Source organism: Acidobacteriota bacterium (assembly GCA_016195325.1).
GTDB lineage: Bacteria > Acidobacteriota > Polarisedimenticolia > JACPZX01 > JACPZX01 > JACPZX01.
In genome coordinates this window covers 1-23,089 of the sequence record JACPZX010000064.1, presented here as the reverse complement: position 1 = coordinate 23,089, position 23,089 = coordinate 1, and the positions used below count along the sequence as shown (strand labels likewise).

17 protein-coding genes are annotated in these 23,089 nt (G+C 69.0%); 2 read left to right on the top strand and 15 right to left on the bottom strand.

The features are described 5' to 3' along the window. Positions 1-84: 84 nt before the first annotated feature. The 11 genes from HY049_12225 to HY049_12175 form a co-directional block, all read right to left on the bottom strand. Complete coding sequence (locus HY049_12225) at positions 85-1,284, bottom strand: pyridoxal phosphate-dependent aminotransferase (protein MBI3449667.1); 1,200 nt, start codon at positions 1,282-1,284, stop codon at positions 85-87. After that, entirely contained in the window at positions 1,284-2,615 is a 1,332-nt protein-coding gene (locus HY049_12220) for an amino acid permease (protein MBI3449666.1), read from the bottom strand. The genes HY049_12225 and HY049_12220 overlap by 1 nt, the downstream gene beginning before the upstream one ends. Next, positions 2,615-4,642 carry an arginase gene (rocF, locus tag HY049_12215; GenBank protein ID MBI3449665.1) on the bottom strand — a complete coding sequence of 676 codons (2,028 nt, stop codon included), beginning with the start codon at positions 4,640-4,642 and terminating at the stop codon, positions 2,615-2,617. Before rocF ends, HY049_12220 begins: the two co-directional genes overlap by 1 nt. A gap of 1 nt (position 4,643) precedes the next feature. After that, positions 4,644-7,340, bottom strand: a complete 2,697-nt coding sequence (locus HY049_12210; protein MBI3449664.1) for a protein kinase — start codon at positions 7,338-7,340, stop codon at positions 4,644-4,646. A gap of 111 nt (positions 7,341-7,451) precedes the next feature. After that, entirely contained in the window at positions 7,452-11,117 is a 3,666-nt protein-coding gene (locus HY049_12205) for an HYR domain-containing protein (protein ID MBI3449663.1), read from the bottom strand. A gap of 112 nt (positions 11,118-11,229) precedes the next feature. After that, the gene (locus tag HY049_12200) at positions 11,230-13,881 is read right to left on the bottom strand and encodes a protein kinase (GenBank protein ID MBI3449662.1); all 2,652 of its coding nucleotides are present in this window, start codon (positions 13,879-13,881) and stop codon (positions 11,230-11,232) included. Then, positions 13,882-14,418, bottom strand: coding sequence for a hypothetical protein (locus HY049_12195; protein MBI3449661.1), 537 nt, complete (start codon positions 14,416-14,418; stop codon positions 13,882-13,884). After that, on the bottom strand, positions 14,405-14,773 hold the full coding sequence (locus HY049_12190) for a sigma-70 family RNA polymerase sigma factor (GenBank protein MBI3449660.1): 369 nt from the start codon (positions 14,771-14,773) through the stop codon (positions 14,405-14,407). Before HY049_12190 ends, HY049_12195 begins: the two co-directional genes overlap by 14 nt. 167 nt (positions 14,774-14,940) lie before the next feature. Continuing rightward, entirely contained in the window at positions 14,941-15,393 is a 453-nt protein-coding gene (locus HY049_12185; GenBank protein MBI3449659.1) for a thioredoxin family protein, read from the bottom strand. 6 nt (positions 15,394-15,399) lie between these two features. Beyond that, complete coding sequence (locus HY049_12180) at positions 15,400-15,849, bottom strand: hypothetical protein (GenBank protein MBI3449658.1); 450 nt, start codon at positions 15,847-15,849, stop codon at positions 15,400-15,402. A 122-nt stretch (positions 15,850-15,971) separates the two neighbouring features. Further along, entirely contained in the window at positions 15,972-16,496 is a 525-nt protein-coding gene (locus HY049_12175; GenBank protein MBI3449657.1) for a hypothetical protein, read from the bottom strand. A gap of 98 nt (positions 16,497-16,594) precedes the next feature. Between HY049_12175 and HY049_12170 the strand changes: the two genes are divergently transcribed. Further along, positions 16,595-18,079, top strand: coding sequence for a glycosyltransferase family 1 protein (locus tag HY049_12170; GenBank protein ID MBI3449656.1), 1,485 nt, complete (start codon positions 16,595-16,597; stop codon positions 18,077-18,079). Here the strand turns inward: HY049_12170 and HY049_12165 are convergent. The 3 genes from HY049_12165 to msrA form a co-directional block, all read right to left on the bottom strand. Then, positions 18,030-19,256: a chorismate-binding protein gene (locus HY049_12165; GenBank protein MBI3449655.1), complete on the bottom strand. Its 1,227-nt coding sequence runs from the start codon at positions 19,254-19,256 to the stop codon at positions 18,030-18,032. The genes HY049_12170 and HY049_12165 overlap by 50 nt on opposite strands. A gap of 124 nt (positions 19,257-19,380) precedes the next feature. Further along, on the bottom strand, positions 19,381-20,175 hold the full coding sequence (locus HY049_12160) for a hypothetical protein (protein MBI3449654.1): 795 nt from the start codon (positions 20,173-20,175) through the stop codon (positions 19,381-19,383). 145 nt (positions 20,176-20,320) lie between these two features. Continuing rightward, positions 20,321-20,971, bottom strand: coding sequence for a peptide-methionine (S)-S-oxide reductase MsrA (gene msrA / locus HY049_12155; protein MBI3449653.1), 651 nt, complete (start codon positions 20,969-20,971; stop codon positions 20,321-20,323). Positions 20,972-21,742: 771 nt separating this feature from the next. Between msrA and HY049_12150 the strand changes: the two genes are divergently transcribed. Then, positions 21,743-22,732, top strand: coding sequence for a hypothetical protein (locus tag HY049_12150; GenBank protein ID MBI3449652.1), 990 nt, complete (start codon positions 21,743-21,745; stop codon positions 22,730-22,732). A gap of 57 nt (positions 22,733-22,789) precedes the next feature. On the opposite strand, the gene HY049_12145 is transcribed toward HY049_12150, so the two are convergent. Further along, positions 22,790-23,089, bottom strand: a 300-nt coding sequence (locus HY049_12145) for a hypothetical protein (protein MBI3449651.1), incomplete at its 5' end; no start/stop codon positions are given.

The following is a 23,089-nucleotide window of genomic DNA, read 5'->3' as shown; positions in this document are numbered from 1 at the left end:
TATTGAAACGTGGCGGTTGGCGCGGGGTTTGGCGGGGTTCAGGCCTCGAGGGAGAGCCGGGCAAGACTGCGTCGAACGGCGATTTCAGGTTCTACGGCGGTGGGGGAGTGACTTCTTGATCTTGTTCCAGGGGATTCGCTTGCGGTTCTTCGGATCGGCGAGCGCCTTCTTCGCCTCCGCGAGACCGGACTCATCTTCGAACTCGTCAAGCGCCCCCGAGATGTTGCCGAGGCCGCGGGCGAGGCGGGCGGGGGTCACGCCGAAGCTCACGCGGATGAAGCGTGGCGACTCGAAGAAGCTCCCCGGGACGACGAGTGTGGAGTAGCGCTCACGGAGACGATCGGCGAAGCGTTCGGCGTCGAGCCCCTTCGGGAGGCGGGCGAAGAGGACGTTCCCTCCGGGTGGCACGTGCGCCTCGAGGCGGCGCTCGGACACCAGGAAGCGGCGCACCGCGGCGAGGTTTGGGTCGAGCATCGCGTGGGCCCTGCGCGAGATGGGCGCGAGTCGCCTCAACGCCGCGAGGTGCATCACCTCGCCGGGGGCGACGCCGTTCACTCCCAGGAGGTCGTGGATTTTCCCGGCTCGCCGGATGAAGTCGCGGGGCCCGAGGATCCACCCCGCGCGCAGCCCATCGAGGCCGTAGGCCTTCGTGAGGCTGTTCGTCGTGACGACGTTCGGTCCCGCGTGCACCGAGGATTCGACACGCCGGTCGAAGAGGCACTCGAGGTAGACCTCGTCCACGAGAAGGTGGGCGCCCACGCGCTTCAGGATCCGCGCCATCTCGCGGAGCGTTGCGGGATCGATCCGCATTCCGGACGGATTGTGGAGGTTCGTGACGATGGCGAGGCGCGTCCGCGCGCTCACGAGCGAGGCGAAACGATCGAGATCGATCGCCCAGGCGTCCTCGAAACGGCGGGGGAGCCGCACGATGCGGCAGCCCAGCGACTCGGGGATCCGCAACAGCGGCTCGTACGTCGGGCGCTCGACGATCACCTCGTCGCCGCGGCGCGCGCCGTCGAGAGCCGTCGCGCACGCGAGGAAGTTCGCGAGGCTGGTGCCGCCCGCAACGGTGAAGACGCGATCCGCGGCGACACCGTACCGCGAGCCGAGCGCCGCCAGGAGCGGCGGCCAGCCGTATCCCGCCGGGAGCTGCGTGACGAAGTCCTTCGGCTTCAATCGAAGAAGGGAGGCCGGGCACGCCTCGATCCCGCTCCGCGCGAGGTCGATCGAGACCCGGGGCTTCGCCTTGGCCCAGCTCATGTACGCGATCTCGCGGAAGCGCATCAGGCGGCCCTCCTCCGGGCGACGATCGGATAACAGCACCCCGCAGCGACGAGGATCGCCGTCCCGATGAGCGACTGCGTCGTGTAGGCGACGAAGCTGTTGAGGACGATGCCGGCGGCGGCGGCGACGAAGACGAGCGTCGTGATCGGGTGTCCGGGCATCGAGGCGATTCCGTCGCCAGCCGGATCGCGGCGCCTCAGCACGAAGAGCGCCCCCACGGTCAGGCCGAAGAAGAGCCAGTCGGCGAAGACGACGTACGAGAGGAGCTGGTCGTACGTGTTGGAGAGGAGCAGGGCGATCGACATGAAGCACTGGAACCAGAGCGTGAACGTGGGCGTGCGGAAGCGCGCGTGGAGCGTCCCCGCCCGCGGGAAGAAGAGCCCGTCCCTCGCCATCGCGTAGTAGAGGCGCGGCCCCGTCATGATGATCACCGAGAGGAAGCCGAGGCTCGACACGACGATCAGCCCCGCGACGAAGCGCGCGCCGGCAGCCCCGCCCGCCGCCCGCGCGACGTCGGCGGCCACGGCCGTCGATCCCGCGATCTGCCCGGGGGAGAGGACGTGCAGGTACGCGAGGTTCAGCCCGACGTAGAGCACGATGATGAGGAGGACGCCCAGGACGTTCGCGCGCGGGAGGTTCCTCGCCGGGTCCTTGATCTCTCCGGCGATCGATCCGCAGTTCTGCCATCCGCCGTACGCGAACATGATGGGGACGAGGGCGGTGAGGAGGAGCGCAGGCCACGATGCGACGGGGGGCGCTGAGACGGTGGCCCCCGCTGGTGGGGCGCCGCTCCCGAAGTACGCGAGGGCGATCAGCGCGGCGACGCCGAGGACCTTCGCCGCCATGAGCGCATTGTTGACGCGCTTGCCGGTCCGGATGCCGATTGCGTTCACCGCGGTCAGCGCCACGAGGATTCCCGCGGCGACGGCGCGCACGCCGATCGGGCCCAGCGGCACGAACGACGCGTCGAGGTAGCTCGCGAAGAGGATCGCCACGGCGGCGATCGACCCGCCGTTGATGATGAACAGGAGCGCGACGCCGTAGAGGAACCCGATGATCGGGTGATAGGCGCGCGCGAGGTACGTGTACTGGCCGCCGACGTAGGGGAGCCGCGACGCGAGCTCGGCGTACGCGAAGCCGCCGAAGAGGGCGAGCAGCCCGCCGGCGCACCAGGCGGCGATGATCATCCCCGGCGTCCCGACGATCCGCGCGACGTTCGACGGGTTCGCGAAGATCCCGACGCCGAGGATCGCCCCGGCGACGACCACGGAGGCGTCGAGGAGCCCCAGCTCGCGGCGGAATTCGACGGGATTGTTCCCGAGGGGGCCCATCAGAGCCGATTCCATGGAACCGCGAGGACGCGAGGGGTCAACATCTGGGGGTGGTCACAGCGGCAGACGACGAGACCTCGGCGCGCCCGCTTCGGATACGCCGACAGGAACGCCTCGACGTGCCGGGCGTCACCCGGCCCGGGCCGCGACGTCCACTTCACCTCGATGGGGACGTCCTCGCGCGGACTCTGCCAGACGAAGTCGACCTCGGCCCCGGAAACGGTGCGCCAGAAGCTCACGCCGTGTCCGATTCCCGCGTAAGTGGCCCGGCAGAAGAGCTCGAGGCCGACCCACTGTTCGAGCAGACCCGGGCCTTCGGAGGCGAGAAGGGCGCGGGTCGGGGGAAGCCCGGCGGCCGCGTTCCGGACGCCCGTGTCGAAGAAGAGAAACCGCGGCGTCGTCAGAAGCCGCTTTCGACCATGTCGCGCGTAGGGGCGCAGCCAGAATCCGGTGAACGTCTCCTCGAGGACCTGGTAGTAGTTCTTGAGCGATGTCGCCGGGACGCCGCTCTCCTGTGAGAGCCGCGCGAGGTTCACCTGGCGTCCGGATTCGACGGCCGCCAGCTTCAGGAAGACCGCGAACGAGCCGAGGTCCCGGGCCAGCGCCTCCCTTCGAACCTCCTCTTCGAGGTAGTTCTCGACGTAGGCCGAGAGAGTCGCGGCCGCGGTCCGGTCGCTCTCCGAGCGGACGCCGGGCAGGTTTCCGAGCAGGAGGGTGCGCTCGAGGCTCTGGGCCGGGAAATCCTGCAGCGGACTCCGTCCGCTCCTCCGGCGCGACTTCGGCTCGGCGCCGGGCCAGTCGGCGCGCTCCGGCCCCTCCGACTCCCAGAGACAGACGGGGAGGAGTCGAAAGACGTGGGACCGCCCCGGCAGCAGGTTCGCCGAATGGCGGCGCAGGCTTCGCGCGGAGCTCCCGGTCAGGTAGATCTGGAAGCGATCCATCCTCTCGTCGAAGAGATTCTGAATCTCGTCGAGGAGCGCGGGAACTTTCTGGATCTCGTCCACGACCAGGCTCCCGATGCGTGCGGGGAGGGCGCGCACCTCTCTGCCGAAGCTCGCCGGGTCGGTTTCGAAGCGGCGTCTCGTCTCGGTGGCCCCGAGGTCGAATGAGGCGGTGTTCCCGTCGCGAACGGAGTGCCTGAGCAGCTCCGTTTTCCCCGTCTGGCGGGCGCCGAACAGGAGCCGGACCTTGTCCTCGACCATGTCCATCGCGAGGAGCTTGCCGGAGTCGTGGATCAGCTCCATGCACAAGTGAGCCTCGCGGTACGAGAGCCCCCCCTTCTTCGGGGTTCCGACGCCGGGGGCGACGCTCGGGTCGCACGCGTCGATGTCGAAGCTGACGTGCACGCCGGCCGTCCCGCGGCCTGCGAGGCCGACGGCCTCCTCCGTCACCGCGGCCGCGCCGCGCCGGTCGATCTCCTTCATCGTGAAGACGCGGACGCCGCTCTTCTGGATGAGCCCCTTCTCGCGCTCGTCGAGGTCGCGGATGCCGACGAGGGCGCAGTGCGCCGGATCGACCTTCTGCTTCATGCCCCCGATCGAGGTGAGCCCGGTGTCGCCGAGTCCCAGCACGTGGGCGAGGGGCATGCCGTGGACGTTTCCCGTGTCGGTCGACTCGGGGGTGTTCATGTCGCCGTGCGCGTCGAACCAGATGAGCCCGATCCGCTCGGCCCGCTCGCGATGCACGCGCGCCGTCGCGGCGATGGATCCCATCGCGAGGGAGTGGTCGCCCCCGAGGACGATGGGGACCCGGCCGTCCTTCAGCGCGACGAGCGATTTGTCGCAGAGGGCCTCGCAGACCCGCTGGATCGCCTTCGCGTACCTTCGGCTCGGCTCGCCGACCGCGCACTCCTCGGGGATGGGGACGTGCACGTCGCCTCGATCCTCGACGTCGTGCCCCAGCTCGCGGAGGCGCGCGGCGAGGTTGGTGACACGGAGGGCGCTCGGCCCCATGTCGACGCCGCGGCGGTTGGCTCCGAGGTCGAGAGGCACCCCGATGATGGCGACGCGGCGCGGCATGGCGGGCATCTTACTTCAGCGCGGCGGTCCAGTTCAGGACGACGGCGAGCGGCTTGCTGACGTCGGATCCGAACGTGAGCACGACGAAGCGCTGGCCGTCGGGGGCGACGTCGTAGGAGTTGGATCCCCACGTCTGGAAGGCGAGGAAGAGATCGCTTTCCTGTCCCGTCACGAGGGAGCCGCCCCTCGGCTCGACCGCGACGCCGGCGATCGTGGAGTTGTCGTTCTTCCGGTAGTAGATCTCCTTCCCGTCGCGCCGCCAGCGCGGCAGCATCCCTCCCGAAGTCGACACCTGCCAGCGCCCGCCTCCCGACGCCGGGGGTGGGAAGGGCTTGATGTAGATCTCCTGGCGTCCCGACTCGTCCGAGGAGTAGGCGAAGTAGCGGCCGTCGGGGGAGAAGGCCCCCTCCCCGTCGCTCGAGGGGCCGCCCACGACCAGGAAGGGTTTCTTCTCTCCGGTGAGGGGGAGGGCGTAGATGTCCGTCCCCGTCCGGTTCGCGTAGACCCCCTTCACGAACGCGAGGTACCGGCCGTCCGGGGAGGCGTCGGCCGGCCAGACGTCCGTGTCCATGCTGAGGACGAGGCGCTCGTCGCCGGAGCCGTCCGCCGCCTTCTCGTAGATCTCGTAGCGCTTGCCGGAGCGGGAGCTCGCGAAGAAGATCCGGCTTCCGTCGTGGGACCATATCGGGGTCCCGTCGTCCGCCGTGTCTAACGTGAGGCGCGTCTTCGTGTTCCTCTGGAGCTCGTAGACCCAGATGTCCGCGGTCGGCCCTCCCGCTTCCACGGCGAGGCTTCGACCATCGGGGGAGAGCCGGGTGTTGAGCACGACTCCCGACGGCGTGATCGGCTCTCCGGGCTTGCCGGCGCGCTCCATCCACCGGACGAAGCTCCCCCCCGACGTGCCGGCCGCCTCGTACACGAGGACCCCGTTGCCCGCGACGGTCGTGTTCGACTTCCACGTCGTCGTGTCGATGCGCACCTTTTCCGACGTCGGCACCGGCTCGCCGGTGAGCTTCCCGGTGACCGGATCGAGCGGCTGGGCGACGAGCGTGTCGTCCTGGACGTAGAGCAGGTAGCCGGCGCCGTAGATGCCGTTCGCGAGCGTCTTCACGAGGAACTTCTCCTCCCCGCCGTCCACCGATCCGAAGTAAATCCCGGTGTCGGGGGCGGGGCCCGTCTTGTGAGACGCCGCCATGTACAGGAAGTGGCGGCCGTCGGGCAGCGCCTGCGGCCACCGGTGCGTCGTGTGCTTCGACGCGTCCATCGTCGTGACCGGCACGGGCTTCCCCCCGCCGGCCGGTATCCGATGGATCGCCGACTGGAAGCTCGGCGCGAAGAGAATCGTCCCGTCGGCCAGCCAGGTGCCTCCGCGGGCCTGGTTCGTGTCGCACAGCGTGAAGGACGTTCCCGTCGCCACGTCGACGCGCTTCAGCTTCTCGTCCGCGAAGTAGCCGAGGGAGCGCCCGTCGGGGGACCAGAAGGGGAAGTTCGCCCCCTCGGTCCCGGGGATGATCCGGGCTTCGAGAGAGTCGAGCGGCCGGACGAACAGGTGGCTCCGGCTGTCCTTCGCAATCGCCGAGAAGGCGAGCAACTTTCCGTCGGCGGAGAGGACCGGCGGCCCCCCGACATCTCCGGAGAGGTTGAAGATCGCCCCTTCCGGGGCGGGAATGCCGAGTCGCACGGCCTCCGCGGCCGCGGGCTTCGTCCGCATCACCGTGACGGCCACCGCGGCGAGCGTCGCGCCCAGCGTGAGGACGAGGAGCCACGGAAGGACGGAAGCCCGCCTCGGAATCGCGATTGGCGCCGTCGTGACATCTCCCGGCATCGCGACCCCCGCCTTCGAGCCGCTCTCGGCGATCCACTTCAGCTCGAGCAGCACGTCGTGGACGGTCTGACGCCGCTCCTCGGGGTCCTTCGCGAGGCAGGTCCGGATCAGCCGATCGAGCGCCGGCGGGATCATCGGCTGGAGCTCCATCGGGGCCTTCGGCTCTTCCTTCAATATCGCCGCGATGAGCGTCGCCTGCGTCTTCCCCTCGAAGACGCGCACTCCCGTCGCCGCCTCGTAGACGACCGAGCCGAAGGCGAAGATGTCGCTCCGGGCGTCGGCCTCCTTCCCCTCGAACTGCTCGGGGGCCATGTACTGGAACGTCCCGACGATCGACCCTTCCGCCGTGAGCGGGCTGTGCATCGTGGGCGCCGCCGTGAGACCCGCGCCGGAGGGGGATGAGGCGGCGAGGCTCCGCGCCACGCCGAAGTCGAGGAGCTTTGCCCCCGACTTCGTCAGCATGATGTTCCCGGGCTTCAGGTCGCGGTGGATGATCCCGGCGCGGTGCGCGCGATCGAGCCCCGCCGCGATCTCGACGCCCATCCGGATCAGCTCGCCGGTGGGGATCGCCCCGCGCTCGAGGCGCGCGGCGAGCGTTTCCCCCTCGAGGAGCTCCATGACGAGGAAGTCGGTCTCCCCCTCGCGGCCGATGTCGTGCAGCGTGCAGATGTTCGGGTGGTTCAGGCTCGAGACGGCGCGCGCCTCGCGCTCGAACCGCGCCTTCAGCCCCGCGTTCGACGAGAGGTGCGCCGGCAGCACCTTGATGGCGACGGCACGATCGAGCCGGGTGTCGCGCGCCCGGTACACCTCGCCCATGCCGCCGGCCCCGAGCGGGCCGACGATCTCGTACGGGCCGAGGCGCGTGCCGGGGGTGAGGGTCATAGACGAGCGGAAAGGTACAACACGGCCGGCGGAGACGTCATCGCCCGCACGACAGCCGGGCATCCCGCTCGATGAACGTGCTGCACTGGAGCTTGCCTCCGGGATTCCCGGCTACAGGCAGCCGAGCACCGACCGTATCCGCGTCGCCTCCGCGATCAGGGCGCTCGCGTCGGCCGGGGCGATGCCCTTCCCGGACTGGGCGTTCACCACTTCGATGAACTTCTCGAGCTTCACGCACGCGCGCGTGACCTTTCCGGCGTTGACGTAGCTCACCGCGTCCTGCAGCTTGGTAACGAGGTTGCCCGTGAGCTTCCGGGACAGCCCGAGGCCCCTGACCACCGGGATCAGATCCGATATCTGCGCCGCGGCTCCCTCCACGAAGACGGTGGAGAGAGCGGTGCCCGTGTTTCCGCTCGCATCGCGGTACCGGAAGGTGACCGTCGTCGTCTTTCCGGCGGCGAAGAGCGACTGGTCGTCGACATCGATTGCGCTCACCTGAGGAGGGAGCCGCACGGGAGCCGGATCGATCGCGTCGTTCGCAGATCCCGCGCCGAGGAAAGCGGCCAGAGCCGGCACCGCCGCGCCGCGCGCGCCGCCGAGCTCGGTGGCGAGCACCGAGATGGGAGCGGGAGGGATGACGACGGGGGGTGTGACGTCGCCGACGACGACTGCGAAGCTGCCGTGCACCACATGTCCGGCCTGGTCGCTTGCCGAGCAATTGACCGTCGTCGTTCCCAGCGGAAACGTGTCGCCGGACTGCGGCACGCACGTCACCGGGAGCGGGCCGTCGACGAGATCCGCGGCGGTCGCGGTGAACGTCGCCGTGGCGCCGAACGGTCCGGTCGCGGCGAGCGCCAGGTTCCCCGGCAGCGTGAGAACGGGCGGCTTCGTGTCCTGGACCGTCACGGTGAAGGAACCGCTCGCCCGGTTGCGGGACAGATCGTCCGCCGAACAGTCGACCGTCGTCATGCCGAGGGAGAACGTGGATCCCGACGCCGGCACGCACGCCACGGGCCGCGGGCCGTCGACGAGATCCGTGGCGGTCGCGGTGAAGCTCGCCGCCGCGCCGAAGGGACCCGTCGCTTCGAGCGTCAGGCTCGCGGGAAGCGAAAGGACCGGCGGCGTCGTGTCCCGGACGGCCACGTCAAACGAGCCGCTCGCCACATTGCCGGACAGGTCGCTCGCCGAGCAGTTGACGGTCGTCGGGTTGATCGGGTTGATGGGGAACGTGGAGCCCGACGGCGGCGCGCACGTCACCGGCCGCGGGCCGTCGAAGGCGTCGAGTGCGGTCGCGGTGAAGGTCACGACGGCGCCGGACGCGCCCGTCGCCTCGATCGCCATGTTCGCCGGAAGCGTCAGAACGGGTGGCACCCCCGCCTGGACCATCACGGTGAACGAGCCGTTCGCGACGTGCCCGGTCAGGTCGCTCGCCGAACAGTTGACGGTCGTCGGGAAGATCAGGTTGACGGGGAACGTGGAGCCCGACGCCGGCGCGCACGTCACCGGGCGAGGGCCGTCGACGAGATCCACCGCGGTCGCGTTGAAATTCACGGCGACGCCGGAGAGCCCCATCGCCTCGAGCGTCAGATTCGCCGGAAGCGCGAGGACGGGCGGCGCCGCCGGCAGGACCGTCACCGTGAACGAGTCGTTCGCGACATGGCCGTTCAAGTCGCTGGCCGAACAGTCGACGGTCGTCACGCCGACGGGGAATGTGGCCCCCGACGCCGGCACGCACGTCACCGGTCGCGGGCCATCGACGAGATCCACCGCGGTGGCGATGAAGTTCACGACGGCGCCGGAGGCGTCCGTCGCCTCGAGCGTCAGGTTCGCCGGAAGCGTGAGAACGGGCGGCGCCGGAGGCTGGACCGACACGGTGAAGGAGCCGTGCGCGATGTTGCCGCTCAGGTCGCTCGCCGTGCAGTTGACCGTCGTCATGCCGAGGGGGAACGTGGAGCCGGACGCCGGCACGCACGTCACCGGGCGCGGGCCGTCGATGAGATCCACGGCGGTGGCGGCGAAGGTCACGACGGCGCCGGAGGGGCCTGTCGCTTCGACCGTCGCGCCCGGCGGCAGCATCAGCGCGGGCGGCGTCGTGTCCGCGCCGACAGGGGCGTTGACGGTGAGAGTGAACGGCTGGAGGTCGTCGGGGGGCACGCCGTTGCTCGCCGTGATCATGAGCGGGTAGGCTCCGGCCGTCCCCGCCGCAGGAGGTCCGCCGAGAACGCCGGTCGCGGGATCGAACGTCACGCCGGAAGGCAGCGCCCCCGACAGGCTCAGCGTCGGCGTCGGACTTCCCGTCGCCTTCACGGTGAAGGATCCGGGCGCCCCCTCGGTGAAGGTCGCGCCGCTCGCGCTGGTGATTTGCGGCGGATCGGTGATGGCGCCCGTCGTCCAGACCTCGGACCCGTGGACCCCGTCGTCCGCCGTGAAGAAGAGCGTGCCGTTGACGTTGGCGAAATAGTAGGGATTCGAGCCGGCGGTGCCGGGACGTATGTCCGCCACGAGAACGGTTCCCGCCGCCGTCCCGTCGCTCATCCAGAGCTCGGTCCCATGGCTGAAGTCAAAAGCATTGAAGAACAGCGTGCCGCCGACGTTCAGGAGGTTGATGGGGCCCGAGGAGGTACTGTTGCCTGGGACGATCTCCAACACGAGAACGGTTCCCGCTGCCGTCCCGTCGCTCTTCCAGAGCTCGACGCCGTGGACGACGTCGTTCGCCGTGAAGAAGAGGGTCCCGTTCACGTTCGTCAGAAACCCCGACGCCACGCCGCCCGGGAAGGCGTCAGCGGCTCCGGGGGCGATGTCCTTGACCATCCTCGTCCCCCCGGTCGTGCCGTCGCTCGTCCACAGCTCGAAACCGTGGGCGAAGCCGTCCGACGCCGTGAAGAAGAGAATGCCGTTCACGTCCGTCATGCGCGACGGGTTCCCGTTGCCGGACAGATTGATGTCCTTGACGAGGCCTCCCGTCGTCATCAGCTCGGTTCCGACGGGCTTTCCGTTCGGGTCGTACGCGTAGACCGCCGGGAAGAAGAGCGTGCCATTCTCGTTGATCAGCTCGTATGGAAACGAGTTGCCGGCGCCGGGGTTGATGTCCATCACGAGAACCGTTCCGGCCGCCGTCCCGTCGCTCCTCCAGAGCTCACCCCCATGGACGGGCTCCGTCGCCTGGAAGAAGACCGTCCCGTTCACGTCGGTCAGGTAGGCGGGATTCGAGTTCCCGGCGCCCGGGTTGATGTCCGCGACGAGGACGGTCCCCACCTCGGTGCCGTCGCTCTTCCAGAGCTCGGCTCCGTGGGCGGCGTCCAGTGCCTTGAAGAACAGCGTCCCGCCGACGTTCGTCAGGTAGTCGGGAAACGAGCCGCCCGCTCCGGGAACGATGTCCTTCACAAGCACCGTCCCGGCCGCCGTCCCGTCGCTCTTCCACAGCTCGAGGCCGCTCGCGCCGTCGTTGGCCGTGAAGAAGAGCGTCCCGTTCACGTTCGTCAGGAGGTTGGGGGACGAGCCGCCGAGCCCGTGGTTGATGTCGGCCACCATGACCGTTCCGGACGACGTCCCGTCGCTCTTCCACAGCTCGACCCCGTGGATGCCGTCGTTGGCCGTGAAGAACAGCATCCCGTTCGCGCCTGTCAGGTGAAGGGGCAGCGAGCTGCCGGAGAGATTGATGTCCTTCAGCAGCGACACCTGGGGCGGGGTCGCCGCCTGCGCGGGGCTCCCGGGCACCGCCAGAAGGAGGCCGGCAACGGCCAGTCGGAACAATCGTGCCCCGAAGCTCTTCTTCATGCGACGCTCCTCCCCCTTGGCGCGGCGTAGCCCGCCGGGACACGGATCTCAACGCTCGGAGGCGCGGATTCCCCTCACCGGGGATCGGGGTAAAGGTGGCGTCGAGCCGCGGTTATTTCTTCTGGAGCTCCGCGACCCAGTCGGTGACGATCGTCAGCGGGTTCGAGGTGTTGGTATTCTCCAGGGGCGACGCGACGAGGATCTTCTTCCCGTCGCGCGTGATCTGGAATGCGCCGACGATGGCCACGCCGCCGAATAGAGGGTGCGAGGCGCCGACCGCGAGGCTCGATCCCCGCGCCTGGACGTCCACGGCGAGAAGGCTGTACTCGATCGTCGTCACGGCGATCTGGTGCCCGTCGCCGAGCCACGCGGCCTCGTAGGCCCCGCCGGAGGAGATCTGCCACTTTCCGCCGGGGCCGGGGTAGGGGACCACGTACACCTCGTCGCGGCCGGTCTCGTCCGAGAGGTACAGAAGCCACTTTCCGTCGGGGGAGAAGCGACCGTTCTTCTCGTTGGCCGGAGAGGCGAGGAACGGCTGCGGCGCGCCTCCCGAGACGGGCACCGTCAGGAGGTCCCACCCCGCCTGGTTGCCGAGCTGGCTGAAGACGATGGACCTGCCGTCCGGCGACCAGTCGTTCACGGCGATGATCGAGGCGCTGGTCGTGAAGATCGAGCGTTCCCCTGAGGCCCCGTTGGCGAGCTTGATGAAGATCGAGGGGTAGTTCGAGTAGGCGATCTGCTCTCCGTCAGGCGACCACGCCGTGCCGTTGTAGAACCCCGGGGTGAACGTGAACTTGCTCCCGACGCCGCGGTGGAGATCGAACGACCAGAGATCGGGTTTGCTGTCTCCCGCGCTCAGCGTGACGAGCGCGCGCTGGCCGTCGGGCGAGAGAGTGAAGTCTCCGAAGCTCGTCGGCTCGCCGATCGTCGCGAGCTTCTTGCCGTCGAGATCGTACCAGGTGAGGAGATCCTTGGAGGCCCCGGAGCCCGTCTGAAAGATGACCGGGCCGGCCGCGCTGACCGTCACCGCTCCCGTCCAGCGGTAGGCGCTGAACCGGACCTTTTCCGCGATGGGGACGGGGTCGCCCTTCGGGCGGAGGCTCACGGGATCGAACGGCTGGATCTGGAGGTTTCCCTCCCTGACGTAGGCGATGTAGCCATTCTCGAGATACTGCGCCTCGCTGTTGGTGTTCATCACGAGAGAAATTTTCTTCGTCGCGAGGTCGAGCGCGTAGATCCCATTGTGACCGTCATCGACGGCCTTGCCGGAGTAGAACAGGACGTGCTTGCCGTCGGGCATGAAATGGGGAAGCCTGTCCGTCTGTCCTTCCTTCCCCGCCGTCGTGAGCGCCGACGGGGTGCCGCCCGCCGCGGGGATCTGGTACAGCCCCCCGAAGATGCCGGGGGCGAAGACGATGACGCCGTTCCGGCTCCACGTCCCTCCGCGTCCCGTCGGGGCGTCGCAGAGAGTCTGCGACGTGCCGCCGGAAGCGGGCACCTTCTTCAGCTTTCGATCGGCGAAGAAGCCGAGGTACCGGCCGTCCGGGGACCAGAAGGGGCAGGTGGCCCCCTCCGTTCCGGCGAGAGGGACCGCGCTCGCAGCGTCGAGAGGGCGAATCCAGATCTGGCTGTTGCCCCCCGTCGTGAAGCCCGTGAAGGCAAGGGTCCGGCCGTCGGGAGAGAGGGCGAGCGTGAGGTTCTCCGGATCGAGCTTGATCTGGGGGGGGAGGTCGATCGTCGCATGGAGGACGGCGGGGGTCGTGGGTTTTCGGAGGAGGAATCCGGCCGCGAAACCCGCCGCCACGAGGAGCGCCACGACCGTCACGAGGACGAGGGATGACCGCCGCCCCGGTGCGATCGCCGGAGCCGGGACTCCCGCCTGCGATCCCCCTTCGGCGATCCACTTCAGCTCCCTCTTGAGATCTCCGGCGCTCTGCCAGCGCTCGTCGGGATCCTTCGCGAGGCACTGCTTTACCACGCGCTCGAGGCCGGCGGGGGCGAGCGGCTGGATCGACGTGATCGGCGCGGGCTCGCGCTCGAGGATCGCGGCGATCATCGACGCCTGGGTCTTCCCCTCGAAGGCGCGCTTCCCCGTCGCCATCTCGTAGAGGACGGTGCCGAAGGCGAAGATGTCGCTCCGTACGTCCGCCTCCTTCCCTTCGAACTGCTCGGGGGCCATGTACTGGAAGGTGCCGACGATCGTTCCTTGCGCCGTCAGCGGGCTCGTGGCGGTGGGAGCCGCCGTGAGAGGGGAGGCGGCAGCCTGGGTGATCCCCTTCGCGAGGCCGAAGTCGAGGAGCTTCGTCCCCGTCTTCGTGATCATGACGTTGCCGGGCTTCAGATCGCGATGCAGGATCCCCGAGCGGTGGGCGCGGTCGAGGGCGTCGGCGATCTCGACCGCGTAGCGGAGAAGCTCGGCGGGCGGCACCGGCCCGCGCCCGAGGCGCGCGGCCAGGGTCTCCCCCTCGAGGAGCTCCATCACGAGGAAGTCCGTGTTCCCCTCGCGACCGATGTCGTGGAGCGTGCAGACGTTCGGGTGGTTGAGGCTCGAGACCGCGCGCGCCTCCCGCTCGAAGCGCTGCCTCAGATCGGCGTTCGACGAGAGGTGAGCCGGCAGGACCTTGATCGCGACGGTCCGGTCGAGCCGCGTGTCCTTCGCGCGGTAGACCTCGCCCATGCCGCCCGCGCCGAGCGCGGAGAGGATTTCGTAAGGGCCGAGGCGCGTGCCGGGGGTGAGGGGCATGGCGGGGGGAAGGTACACCAATCAGGACCGCCGGATGTCAGCCCTCAGCGCGAGAGGCGTGACGGCGAGGAGGCCGGCGGTCATGGCGATGACCCCGCCGAACCCTGCGCCGAGGCAGCCGAGCGCTCCCGCGAGCGCCGCGGTGCCGCCCCCCACGAGGACGAAGAGCGCGCGCTCGTCGCGCTCGCGCATCGCGTACCGCGTCACGATCAGCCCCGACCCGAGACCGCCCACGACGCACGCGGCGAGGGGCAGGGCGCCGCCGATTCCGTAGGACTCCAGCACTTTGCACGCCACGAGGGGGACCACGAGCGCGGCGAGCCCCGCGACAAGCCCAGGCCACACCGCGCGACCAGTGATCCCGCCGCGCCACACGAGACACGTGGCGACGGTCGCGAGAACGACGCCGATCACGATCGACGTGGCCGGGCGGCCGCAGCCTCCGAACGACGCCAGCACCATCGGCACGACGAGGACCGATGTGCGCAGTGCGCGGAGAATCCTCCCGCGCTCGTAGGCGGACCGGACGCGGAGGATGACCTCGTCAGGAGATCTCATGTTTGGCCCCCCAGGCATGGCGCAGCCGCGCGAGGGCGCGCTGGAGGCGTTTTCGAAACGTCGCGTCACGGAGGGGGCGGCGCTCGCCGATCGCCACGAGAATCGCAGCCATGTCCTCCTCTTTCATCCCCGAGAGCACCTCGCGCGCGGCGCGCGCGAGATCGCGGTCGACGACCATCGCCTCGGGCGTGTCGGTCGTCGCGAGAGCTTCAGCCGCGTGGTCAAGCGCTTCTTCCCGGCGCCGCAGGCCTCTTCGCCGGATCGATCGGACCTCATAAGAGGTGATGGCGATCGCCCATGCGACGCCGTCGCGGGACGGGTCGAAGTCGGCCGCTTGCTCGAACAGCTTGATCATGGCCTGCTGCGCGGCATCCTCCGCATGCCCGTCGTCGTGCAGCGCGCGCGCGGCGAACCCGCGGAGAAGGGGCCAGAGCGCGGCGAAGGCCGGCTCGATCGCGGAGCGGTCTCCGTCGGCGAGGCGCCTGAACAGATCCTGAATCGCGGCGCGCGCTTGCGGCGTGGTCAGGGAACCCCTCGCATCTCGCGCGCGAGCCTCGGGCCGTCCACGAGCCCGAGGATCTTCGACGAGGCGAGCACGGCGCCGCGCGAGGTGACGAAGACCAGGGTCGGCAATCCACGGACACCGAAGCGCTGGGTGAACCGCTGCGTCACGTCGTCGACGTTCGTCGCGTCGATCCGGATGGTGACGAATCGGTCCGCCTCCCGGATCACGTCGGGGGCGGTGTACGTGTCCCGATCGAGCAGGCGACACGCGGCGCACCACTCGGCGGTGAAGTCGATCATGACGGGCCGCCGGGCGGCCCGCGCGGACGCGAGGACATCGTCGAGGCTCGGCGATGCCCCCGCGTCCCTGCCGGTAAACGTGTAACTCCACGTCACCGAGGGCTTCGCTTCCGAAGCTGCGCTCAGGGCCGCGATGCAGAGGCACCCCACGAGCAGGATCCTGATCGACACCGCCGTTCACCCCTTCTCATGGATGATCTTGCGGAATTCCTCCCGAATGAACTCCCTGGCGCCCGCCCCGCCCGTGATGCGCAGGGTGACCGGCCCGCCGTGCGGTGTGAACGCGACGGAGTATTCGATCGTCGGACAACAACCGCGGACGCCGTCGATCCATTCCCCGGCCTCCCGGAACTGACCAGAGAACTTGAAGAGATAGCCGTTCTCGAGCTCCTCGCTCTCAGTCACCGCGGCCGCAATCTTCTCCACGAGGGCATGGAACCGAACAAGCCCGTCAGGGGTGAAGAATCCCATGTTGCAGTAGTGTCCCGCGGGGACGTCGCCCTGGACGGGAGCATAGGCCGCGGCCTGCGTCGCGCTCGCCGGCGCCGGGGGCTCGGGGGTGCGCGCCAGGGAAAGCGTGGCGGTCGAGATGACGAGAACGGCGGAAAGTGTCGCCAGCCTGGTCATGTGTTCCTCCTGCGAGAAGTTGTCGGCGAGGTCCCTGCTTCGCGACCTCTTCCCGTCTAGGCGCTCGGAGGCGATCTGTGACACGCGCGAGGGCGGCATGATGGACACGGCGGTGAGCCGAGTCAGCGCCCGCTGAGCGTTCTGTCGAGGGCGCGTCTGAACGACGAAGGGTTGATTGCCGGATATCGGTACAACTGAGGCTCGATCGCGTCGAACAGCTCGCGCAGCTTCCCCGGCTCGATGATTTCCCGGTCGAGCATGGCCGCGACGTCGCCTCGGTCCTTCTCGTGGTCGCGTTCGATCTTCGAGAGCGCCTGGGAGTACGGGTCGTAGTGATAGAAGGAGACCCGCCCCTCGCGCGCGATGAAGAGGCTCCGATCCGCCCACCCTGGAAGCTCGGGGATGAAATGCGACGGGGCCGCCAGCTCGACGTTTATCTCGAGCTCTTCCTTGAGGGCGGGGACGGCCCGAAGCAGAGCGTCGGACTCCGGCACGATCGTGAGATCGACGTCGATGGTGGATGAGCGCCACCCCAGAAGAACCGCGGTGACCCCTCCCGTGAAATAGACGCGGGTCTCGCCGACATCCAACGCGCCGAGCCGCGCCATCAGCTCGCGGACGCGTGCTTCGTCCGTCAGCCGGCGCATTCGACCGCGCGCTCGAAGCTGACGAGGAGGCGGATCATCGCGTTGTAGCGGGAGTGCGCGTCGTCCGATCCCGTGGACGCGAGGCTCTCGTACAGGCGGTGCTCCACGTCCTGGATTTCGATCGAGGGGACATCGATTCCGGCGCGACGCAGGCGATGGGCGCCGATCAGGACCAGAAGAGCGGCGTCGGTCGTGCGGCCCGCGGCGAGGTCACGAAGCCCCGCCTGAATGACATCGCCACCCGGCAACGCGTCGAACGAGATCATGGCGGCATTCTAGCCGGATTCCCGCCCGGCGGGTCGCACCGTCGAGCGCTTTCCGCGCCGGCATCGTGCATCATGTTTCAGGTGACGTGGGGCTTGCGCAGGATGAAAGCGGTCGCGGTCTTCTCGATGGTTGCCGATGGGCACATGCGCCGGCTGCTTCCGCTGGTGTCCGGGCTGTCCTCGAGAGGTGTGGCCGCTCACGTCTTCACGCATCGCCGGTTCGAGCGCGCGGTGGCCGCGGCCGGCGGCACGTTCGTCGATCTTTTCGGCAAGTACCCGCTGGAAGCGGCGGACGCCGGGTCGTTCCCCATCGCCATGCGATCCGTCAGCTACGCCGGGCACTACATCGAACAGGTTCAGCGCGACGTCGAAGCGCTCGGCGCGTCTCTGATCCTCTCCGACACGTTTGCCATGATCGGGCGCGTGGCGGCGGCCCGCATCGGCGTGCCGCACGTGAACGTCTGCGCCGGGCACAACGTGGACCCCGGCGAGTTCCAGCGGATTCTCGCGACCGATGCGCGCGTCGTGGTCTCCACGCAGTGCCTGCGCGCGGTCGAGCTGCTCCGCGACCGGTACGGTGTTCGCGACGCCTCGCCGTTCTCCTATGTGGCGGGCTTGAGCCCGATTCTCAACGTCTACGGAGAACCGCCGGAGTACCTGACGGCCGGGGAACGTGCCGTGTTCGAGCCGGTGGCCTTTTTCGGGTCTCTGCCCTCGACGGACGAGATCGTTGCGCGGAATCGCGATCAAGGTCCCTGCTACTTCGGGCGCGACGCGACGCTCAGGGTCTACGTTTCCTTCGGAACGGTGGTGTGGCGTTCCTACGCGACCGAGGCGCTGGCGGCGCTCGAGTCCATCTCCGCGGCCATCGCCCGTTATCCGCGAGCCGAGGCGACGATCAGCCTCGGGGGCGCCGAACTGGGCGCCGCTGAGATGCGCGCCCTGACCAGGCCCAATGTGGCCGTCGAGAGTTTCGTGGATCAATGGGCGATTCTCCGGCAAGCGGACCTGTTCATCACGCATCACGGGCTGAATTCGACCCACGAGGCGATTTGTCACGGCGTGCCGATGGTCTCGTACCCGTTTTTCTGGGATCAGCCGTCGCTCGCCGCGAAGTGCCGGGGATTCGGCGTCGCGACCCCGCTGACCGAGAGCCCTCGCGGTGCGGTGTTGGAGGCGCATGTCCATGCGGCGATCGCTGCGGTCCATGATGGGCGAGACTCGATGCGGGCCCGATTGGCAGCGGCCAGGGAGTACGAGCTCAAAGTCATTGCGGGACGCGATGCCGTCCTGAACCGGATTCTCGCGCTTTGCTGACGGTGCGCCACGCCCGGCGCATCGCGACCACGTCATCGAGCTTGAGCCGCGTCTCGTCGCTCTCGCCATCGACCGTCGAATCGCCCGTGACGGCGGCGCCGACGAAGGTGCAGACCCCCGTCCGGTCCCGGAAGAGCGTGCGCAGAACCTGCGAGAACTCGAACCTGCCATCCGGCGTCCGCACGCCGATGATTCCGTAGTACGCGCCCCTGCTGAAGCGCTCCAGGCCGTCGAGAGACTGGAGCCCGGCTGCGCGGGGCTGCGCACCGGAGGGCAGTACGGCTCTCATGATCATGGACCAGGAAGCGTCGGGCCGTGTGGCCACGCTCAATGGAGTCCTGAGATGGCGAAGCCCGGGCCGGTCCAGCACCTCCATGTGTCCTGTCCTCACGGCGCCCACCGCCTCCAGTGCGCCGCGGGTGGCTTCGATGGACAGCGCGTGCTCCTTCAGAACCTTCCCGTCCACCAGGAACCGGGCGCGCAGCCGGGCGTCCTCCGCCGGCTCCGAATGGCGCGGGCCCGTGCCGGACAGCTTGTAGCAGACAAACCCCTCCGGGTCGCCTCTCGCAAGCAACTCGGGGCTGTGACCCGCCAGCTCGATCGAGGGGGTTGCGAGATAAAAGCTCCGCCCGACGTTGCTGTCGCAAATCGCAGGTGGCGCAGCGAATGAAGCGAGGATGTCGAGGTCGTCGGGAAGATCGATGCGGCGCGCGAGAGTCAACCTCTCCCCCTCGCCACGCCGTATGAATGCGATCGTCCGTGCGACGGACTCCCGGAACGGGCGCGCTTCGCCATCGAGATCTCTGAGCGGGACAGCTTCGAACGCGCCGAGCGGTCCGGGCCGCATCGTGCTCAGGTCCGCACACGCCTGCAGAATCGAGATCTCCGCACTGCCCGACGGCGTGACGTCGATCCGGATGACTCCCTGCGGCTCCCAGAGATGCAGGGTCGGAGCCGAATTGGAACCGGCGCGCTGCGCCGGTCGCCGCGTCTCGTCCGACCACACGGCGTCGAAACCGATGTATCCGGCCACGAATGCCCGGGATTGGCAGAACTCCTCCAGGCGCCCCCAGAGGACGTGACCAGGAACCGGCGCATCGGCATAGCGCTGAAGGGAGAGGCTGCGGCCGGCGCCGACGAGAACGAGGGCAGACTCCTGCGTCCCGAACGCCATCACGCGAGGAGCCTCCGGCAGGTCCCGGGCGGCCGCGCACCACCGTGCGGCGACGGTGACCGCGCCGCCATCGCTCGGGCGGACGTCGGCGAGCGGGACAAGCTTCGGTGAAGGCGCCCTCACGGGATCAGAGTCCGGCCAGCAGGAAGCCGAGATGATCCCGGAGATAGCTCTGACCCAGCGCACGGTTCGCCGGGATGGAAGCGACCTCGTCATCCCCGAGGGGAGACGAGAACTGCTCGTTCCGTTCGCGCAGTTTCGTGGCACAGATCGCCACCAGGTGCGCCTCGAGGTCAGTCCACCACGGATCGTCTTGAACGAGCGCCCGCGTCGCGCGGAAACGGGACAGCATGTGGCGGCCCTCGTCCGCGAGAATCGCCCGCGTCAGCCGGAAGATCTCGACGTCGATGTCACCGGCCGGCGGGTGCGATGCGAAGTGGTCGTGGATGCCGAAATGAAGCCCGACCCCTCCGCCCTCCGAGAGGTGGACTGCCGTGCGCCCGACTTCGGTGGCGCGCAGTTCGTGACGCAGGGAAGCGAGGCGGCGAGCGCTCTCCAACTGTCCCATCGACGCGATGCTCCGGGCGAGCTCGCCGCCGGCTCTCGCGTACAGACCGATGAATTGCGTCATGTGCCGCAACTCGTCCACGGCGAATTCCAGGTCACCGAGTATGCGCGCGCTTTCTTCCGGCGGAGTCGCCAATCCAATCTCGGCGGCCTCCAGGCTCGCCGCGCGCAGGATGCTCGCCACAGTTTCGCCCGGGCCGCCGTAGACGCCGCCCCCCGTGTGCTCCTTGAATACCTGGAACCCGATCCACTTCACGTCGCGTTCGGCCGTCCGGAGGGAACTGCCGAAATAACGCCGCCCCACGAGCGCCTCACCGGCCCAGCACGGCGCGGCCGCCTCTATCAGGTCTTGCACCCGTCTCCTCTGGAGACTGGTCTGCCGCCCGGCCACGAGGAGCCCACACACGCGCGTGATCCTATCGCCGCTCTCGGCGAGCGTCCAGAGGATGGGACCGCGGGAGCGGTCACCGGGTGTGCCGCGCCGGGCGCGCTGGCCGACGCTACTTCGCCGCCGCGACCCCGATGGGACAGCTCACCCCGGTTCCGCCGATGCCGCAGTACCCGGCTGGGTTCTTCGCGAGGTACTGCTGGTGATATTCCTCGGCGTAGTAATAGGCGGGGGAGGGGACGATCTCGGTCGTGATCGTCCCGAACCCCGCGGCGTTCAGCTTCTCCTGGTAGGCGGCGCGCGACGACTCGGCGGCGATCTTCTGCGCGTCGTTCTCGGGGTAGATCCCGGATCGGTACTGCGTCCCCGCGTCGTTCCCCTGGCGCATCCCCTGCGTCGGGTCGTGGTTCTCCCAGAAGATCTTCAGCATCTCGGCGTAGGACGTCTTCGCGGGATCGAAGACGACGCGCACCACCTCGGCGTGGCCGGTCCCGCCGCTGCACACCTCTTCATATGAAGGGTTCGGTGTGTAGCCGGCGGCGTAGCCGACCGAGGTGGAGTGGACCCCGGGCGCCTGCCAGAACTTCCGCTCCGCTCCCCAGAAGCACCCCATCGCGAAGACCGCGGTCTCCATTCCGGCGAACGGGGGCTCCATCGGCGCGCCGAGGACGTGGTGCTTCGCGGCCACGGGCATCTTCCGGTCGCGTCCCTTGAGGGCTTCTTCGGGCCGGATCATCGTCGACTTCTTCGAGCTGAAGAGCACGGCGTCACCTCCAGATGTGGGTTGGATGATGGAACGCGGGACGAGGTTTCGCCAGCGGGTGGGGCCATCTTCGTTGCCGAGAGCGCCGGCGATGTGCCAGAGTTCCGACCATCGTCATGAGCGAAATCCATGGCCTCGACTGAGGGAAGCCGCCGGCTGAAGCTGGCCCTGTACGCCATCGGGGCCGTCCTCGCCCTGTCGCTCGCCTTCAACATCGTCCTCTTCCGTTCCAATTCCCGGGAAGAGCCCGCCGCGCCGGCAGGCACGAGCTCGCCCGTCGCATCGAATGACGCTCCAGCGGGCCGCCCGCCGGCACGGACGGCCGAGCGCGGAGGGGTGGAGGTCGCCGCCCCGGCTCCCGCGCGTTCCAACCCCCTGCCATCGTTTTATCGATCCCCGCCCGCCGGGACGTCGCCTGAATCGCTTCCGCCCGTCGCGAGCCGCGCCGTCACATTTACCCCGCCTCCCGCCACGAAAGAGCCCGAACCGCCGGGCGACGCAGAGCCCGCGCTGGGCCCCGCACCCTCCACGCGCCCCGCCGCCCCGCCGACTTTTCCGCCGCCTGCGGGCCAAACACGGGAAAGATCCCGGGCCGCTCCTCCCGAGAAGACGACCCGGGCCCAGGTGACGTCCGCGTCGCCTCACGAACCGGGAGACCAGCCGGAGCCGCCGGCCGGCGATCAGGATCCGGGCCAGGATCGCACCCCCCCTTCCGTTGAGTCCCTTCGTTTCACCCCGGCGCGGGTAAACGACGGCAGCGCGTCGAGGCTGGTGGTCCAGGCGAGCGACGATCTCTCGGGGGTCCGCTCCGTCAAGGGAGTGATCAGCAATCCGAGCGGGACGGCGACGGTGGTGTTCGAGGCGCAGGGGGACGGCAGCGCGGACGGCGTCTTCTCCGCGAGGGTCTCCATCCCGCCGAAGGCCGAGACGGGATTGTGGTACGTCGCGAGCCTCGTCGTGCTCGATCAGGCGAGCAACAGGCTCGACGCCAGGTACACGCCGGCGACCGTCCCGGCTGGGGGGAAGCTCGAGGTCCTCTCGGCGGACTCCGACTCGACGCCGCCCGAGGTGCTGAGCTTCTGGATGGAGAAGGCGACCGTGAGCGCGGGCGAGAGCAGCGGGCTCCGGATCGAGGCGCAGGACGATCGTTCCGGGGTCAAGGTCGTCCGGGGGGAGTTCTCGAGCCCGTCGAAGACCGCGGTGATCCCCTTCCTGTGCCGGCCGGGGACCGAACCGGGCTTCTGGGAGGAGAGGATCTCCGTTCCGGCCACCGCGGAGTGCGGGCGCTGGACGCTTCAATCCCTCCGCGTCACCGACGGCGCCGACAACACCGCCACGCTGACCGCGAGCTCGCCGCCGACGGCCGACGCGGGCTTCGACGTCGTCGGCAGCGAGTGCGACGCGGATCCTCCGACGCTCGAGAGGCTGAGCCTCGCGCCGACGATCGTCTCGAACGAGGCCGCGAGCGAGATCCGCGTGACGGCCGACGTCTCGGACCCGGGTGGACGGGCGGTCACGCTCTCCGGGTGGGTCTCGGGGCCGGCCTCGCCCAACGGCCAGGTGCCGAAGATCTACTTCACCTGCGCGAGGTCCTCGAGGGATCCCGGAGCGCCGTGGATCGGAAAGATCCAGGTGGCCCGCTTCGCGGCGCGCGGGATCTGGCGTGTGGATCTGGTCTGGCTCAAGGACAACTCCCTCTCCACGACGAGCTACACGCCGAAGGACCCGCCGCTCGCGGAGAGTTTCTTCGAGGTGAAGTGAGGTCCCCGCACGGCACCCTCAGCCGGGTGGCGCCGACGAACGTGACGCCCTGGCGCGCTACACGTGCTCCAGGCTCGGGTCGTCGCGGATGTAGGCGAGCGTCTGCCCCAGGTACGGGAGCGGGGCGAGATGGTGCCAGGAACCGAGCAGATGGTAGGCCGGTGAGGTCAGGAGCCGGGTCGCTTCGACGGCTTCGCTCCAGTCCGGCAGGCGGATCGCGTCCGCTGTGCTTCGATCGGGGAGCCGGCCGAAGTCCCACTTCGAAGTCTTCGGCATCGACGTGAGCGCGGCGAAGAGCGACCCGAACCGGAAGACCTTCAGCCAGGTCGTGCAGACGACCGTGACGCCCGATTGTGG

What these genes read in the sequence shown, in the direction of transcription:
- HY049_12225 (MBI3449667.1), bottom strand. Translation starts at nt 1,284, where the DNA reads ATGCGCTTCCGCGAGATCGCGTACATGAGCTGGGCCAAGGCGAAGCCC.
- HY049_12220 (MBI3449666.1), bottom strand. Translation starts at nt 2,615, where the DNA reads ATGGGCCCCCTCGGGAACAATCCCGTCGAATTCCGCCGCGAGCTGGGG.
- rocF (MBI3449665.1), bottom strand. Translation starts at nt 4,642, where the DNA reads ATGCCCGCCATGCCGCGCCGCGTCGCCATCATCGGGGTGCCTCTCGAC.
- HY049_12210 (MBI3449664.1), bottom strand. Translation starts at nt 7,340, where the DNA reads ATGACCCTCACCCCCGGCACGCGCCTCGGCCCGTACGAGATCGTCGGC.
- HY049_12205 (MBI3449663.1), bottom strand. Translation starts at nt 11,117, where the DNA reads ATGAAGAAGAGCTTCGGGGCACGATTGTTCCGACTGGCCGTTGCCGGC.
- HY049_12195 (MBI3449661.1), bottom strand. Translation starts at nt 14,418, where the DNA reads ATGAGATCTCCTGACGAGGTCATCCTCCGCGTCCGGTCCGCCTACGAG.
- HY049_12190 (MBI3449660.1), bottom strand. Translation starts at nt 14,773, where the DNA reads ATGATCAAGCTGTTCGAGCAAGCGGCCGACTTCGACCCGTCCCGCGAC.
- HY049_12180 (MBI3449658.1), bottom strand. Translation starts at nt 15,849, where the DNA reads ATGACCAGGCTGGCGACACTTTCCGCCGTTCTCGTCATCTCGACCGCC.
- HY049_12175 (MBI3449657.1), bottom strand. Translation starts at nt 16,496, where the DNA reads ATGCGCCGGCTGACGGACGAAGCACGCGTCCGCGAGCTGATGGCGCGG.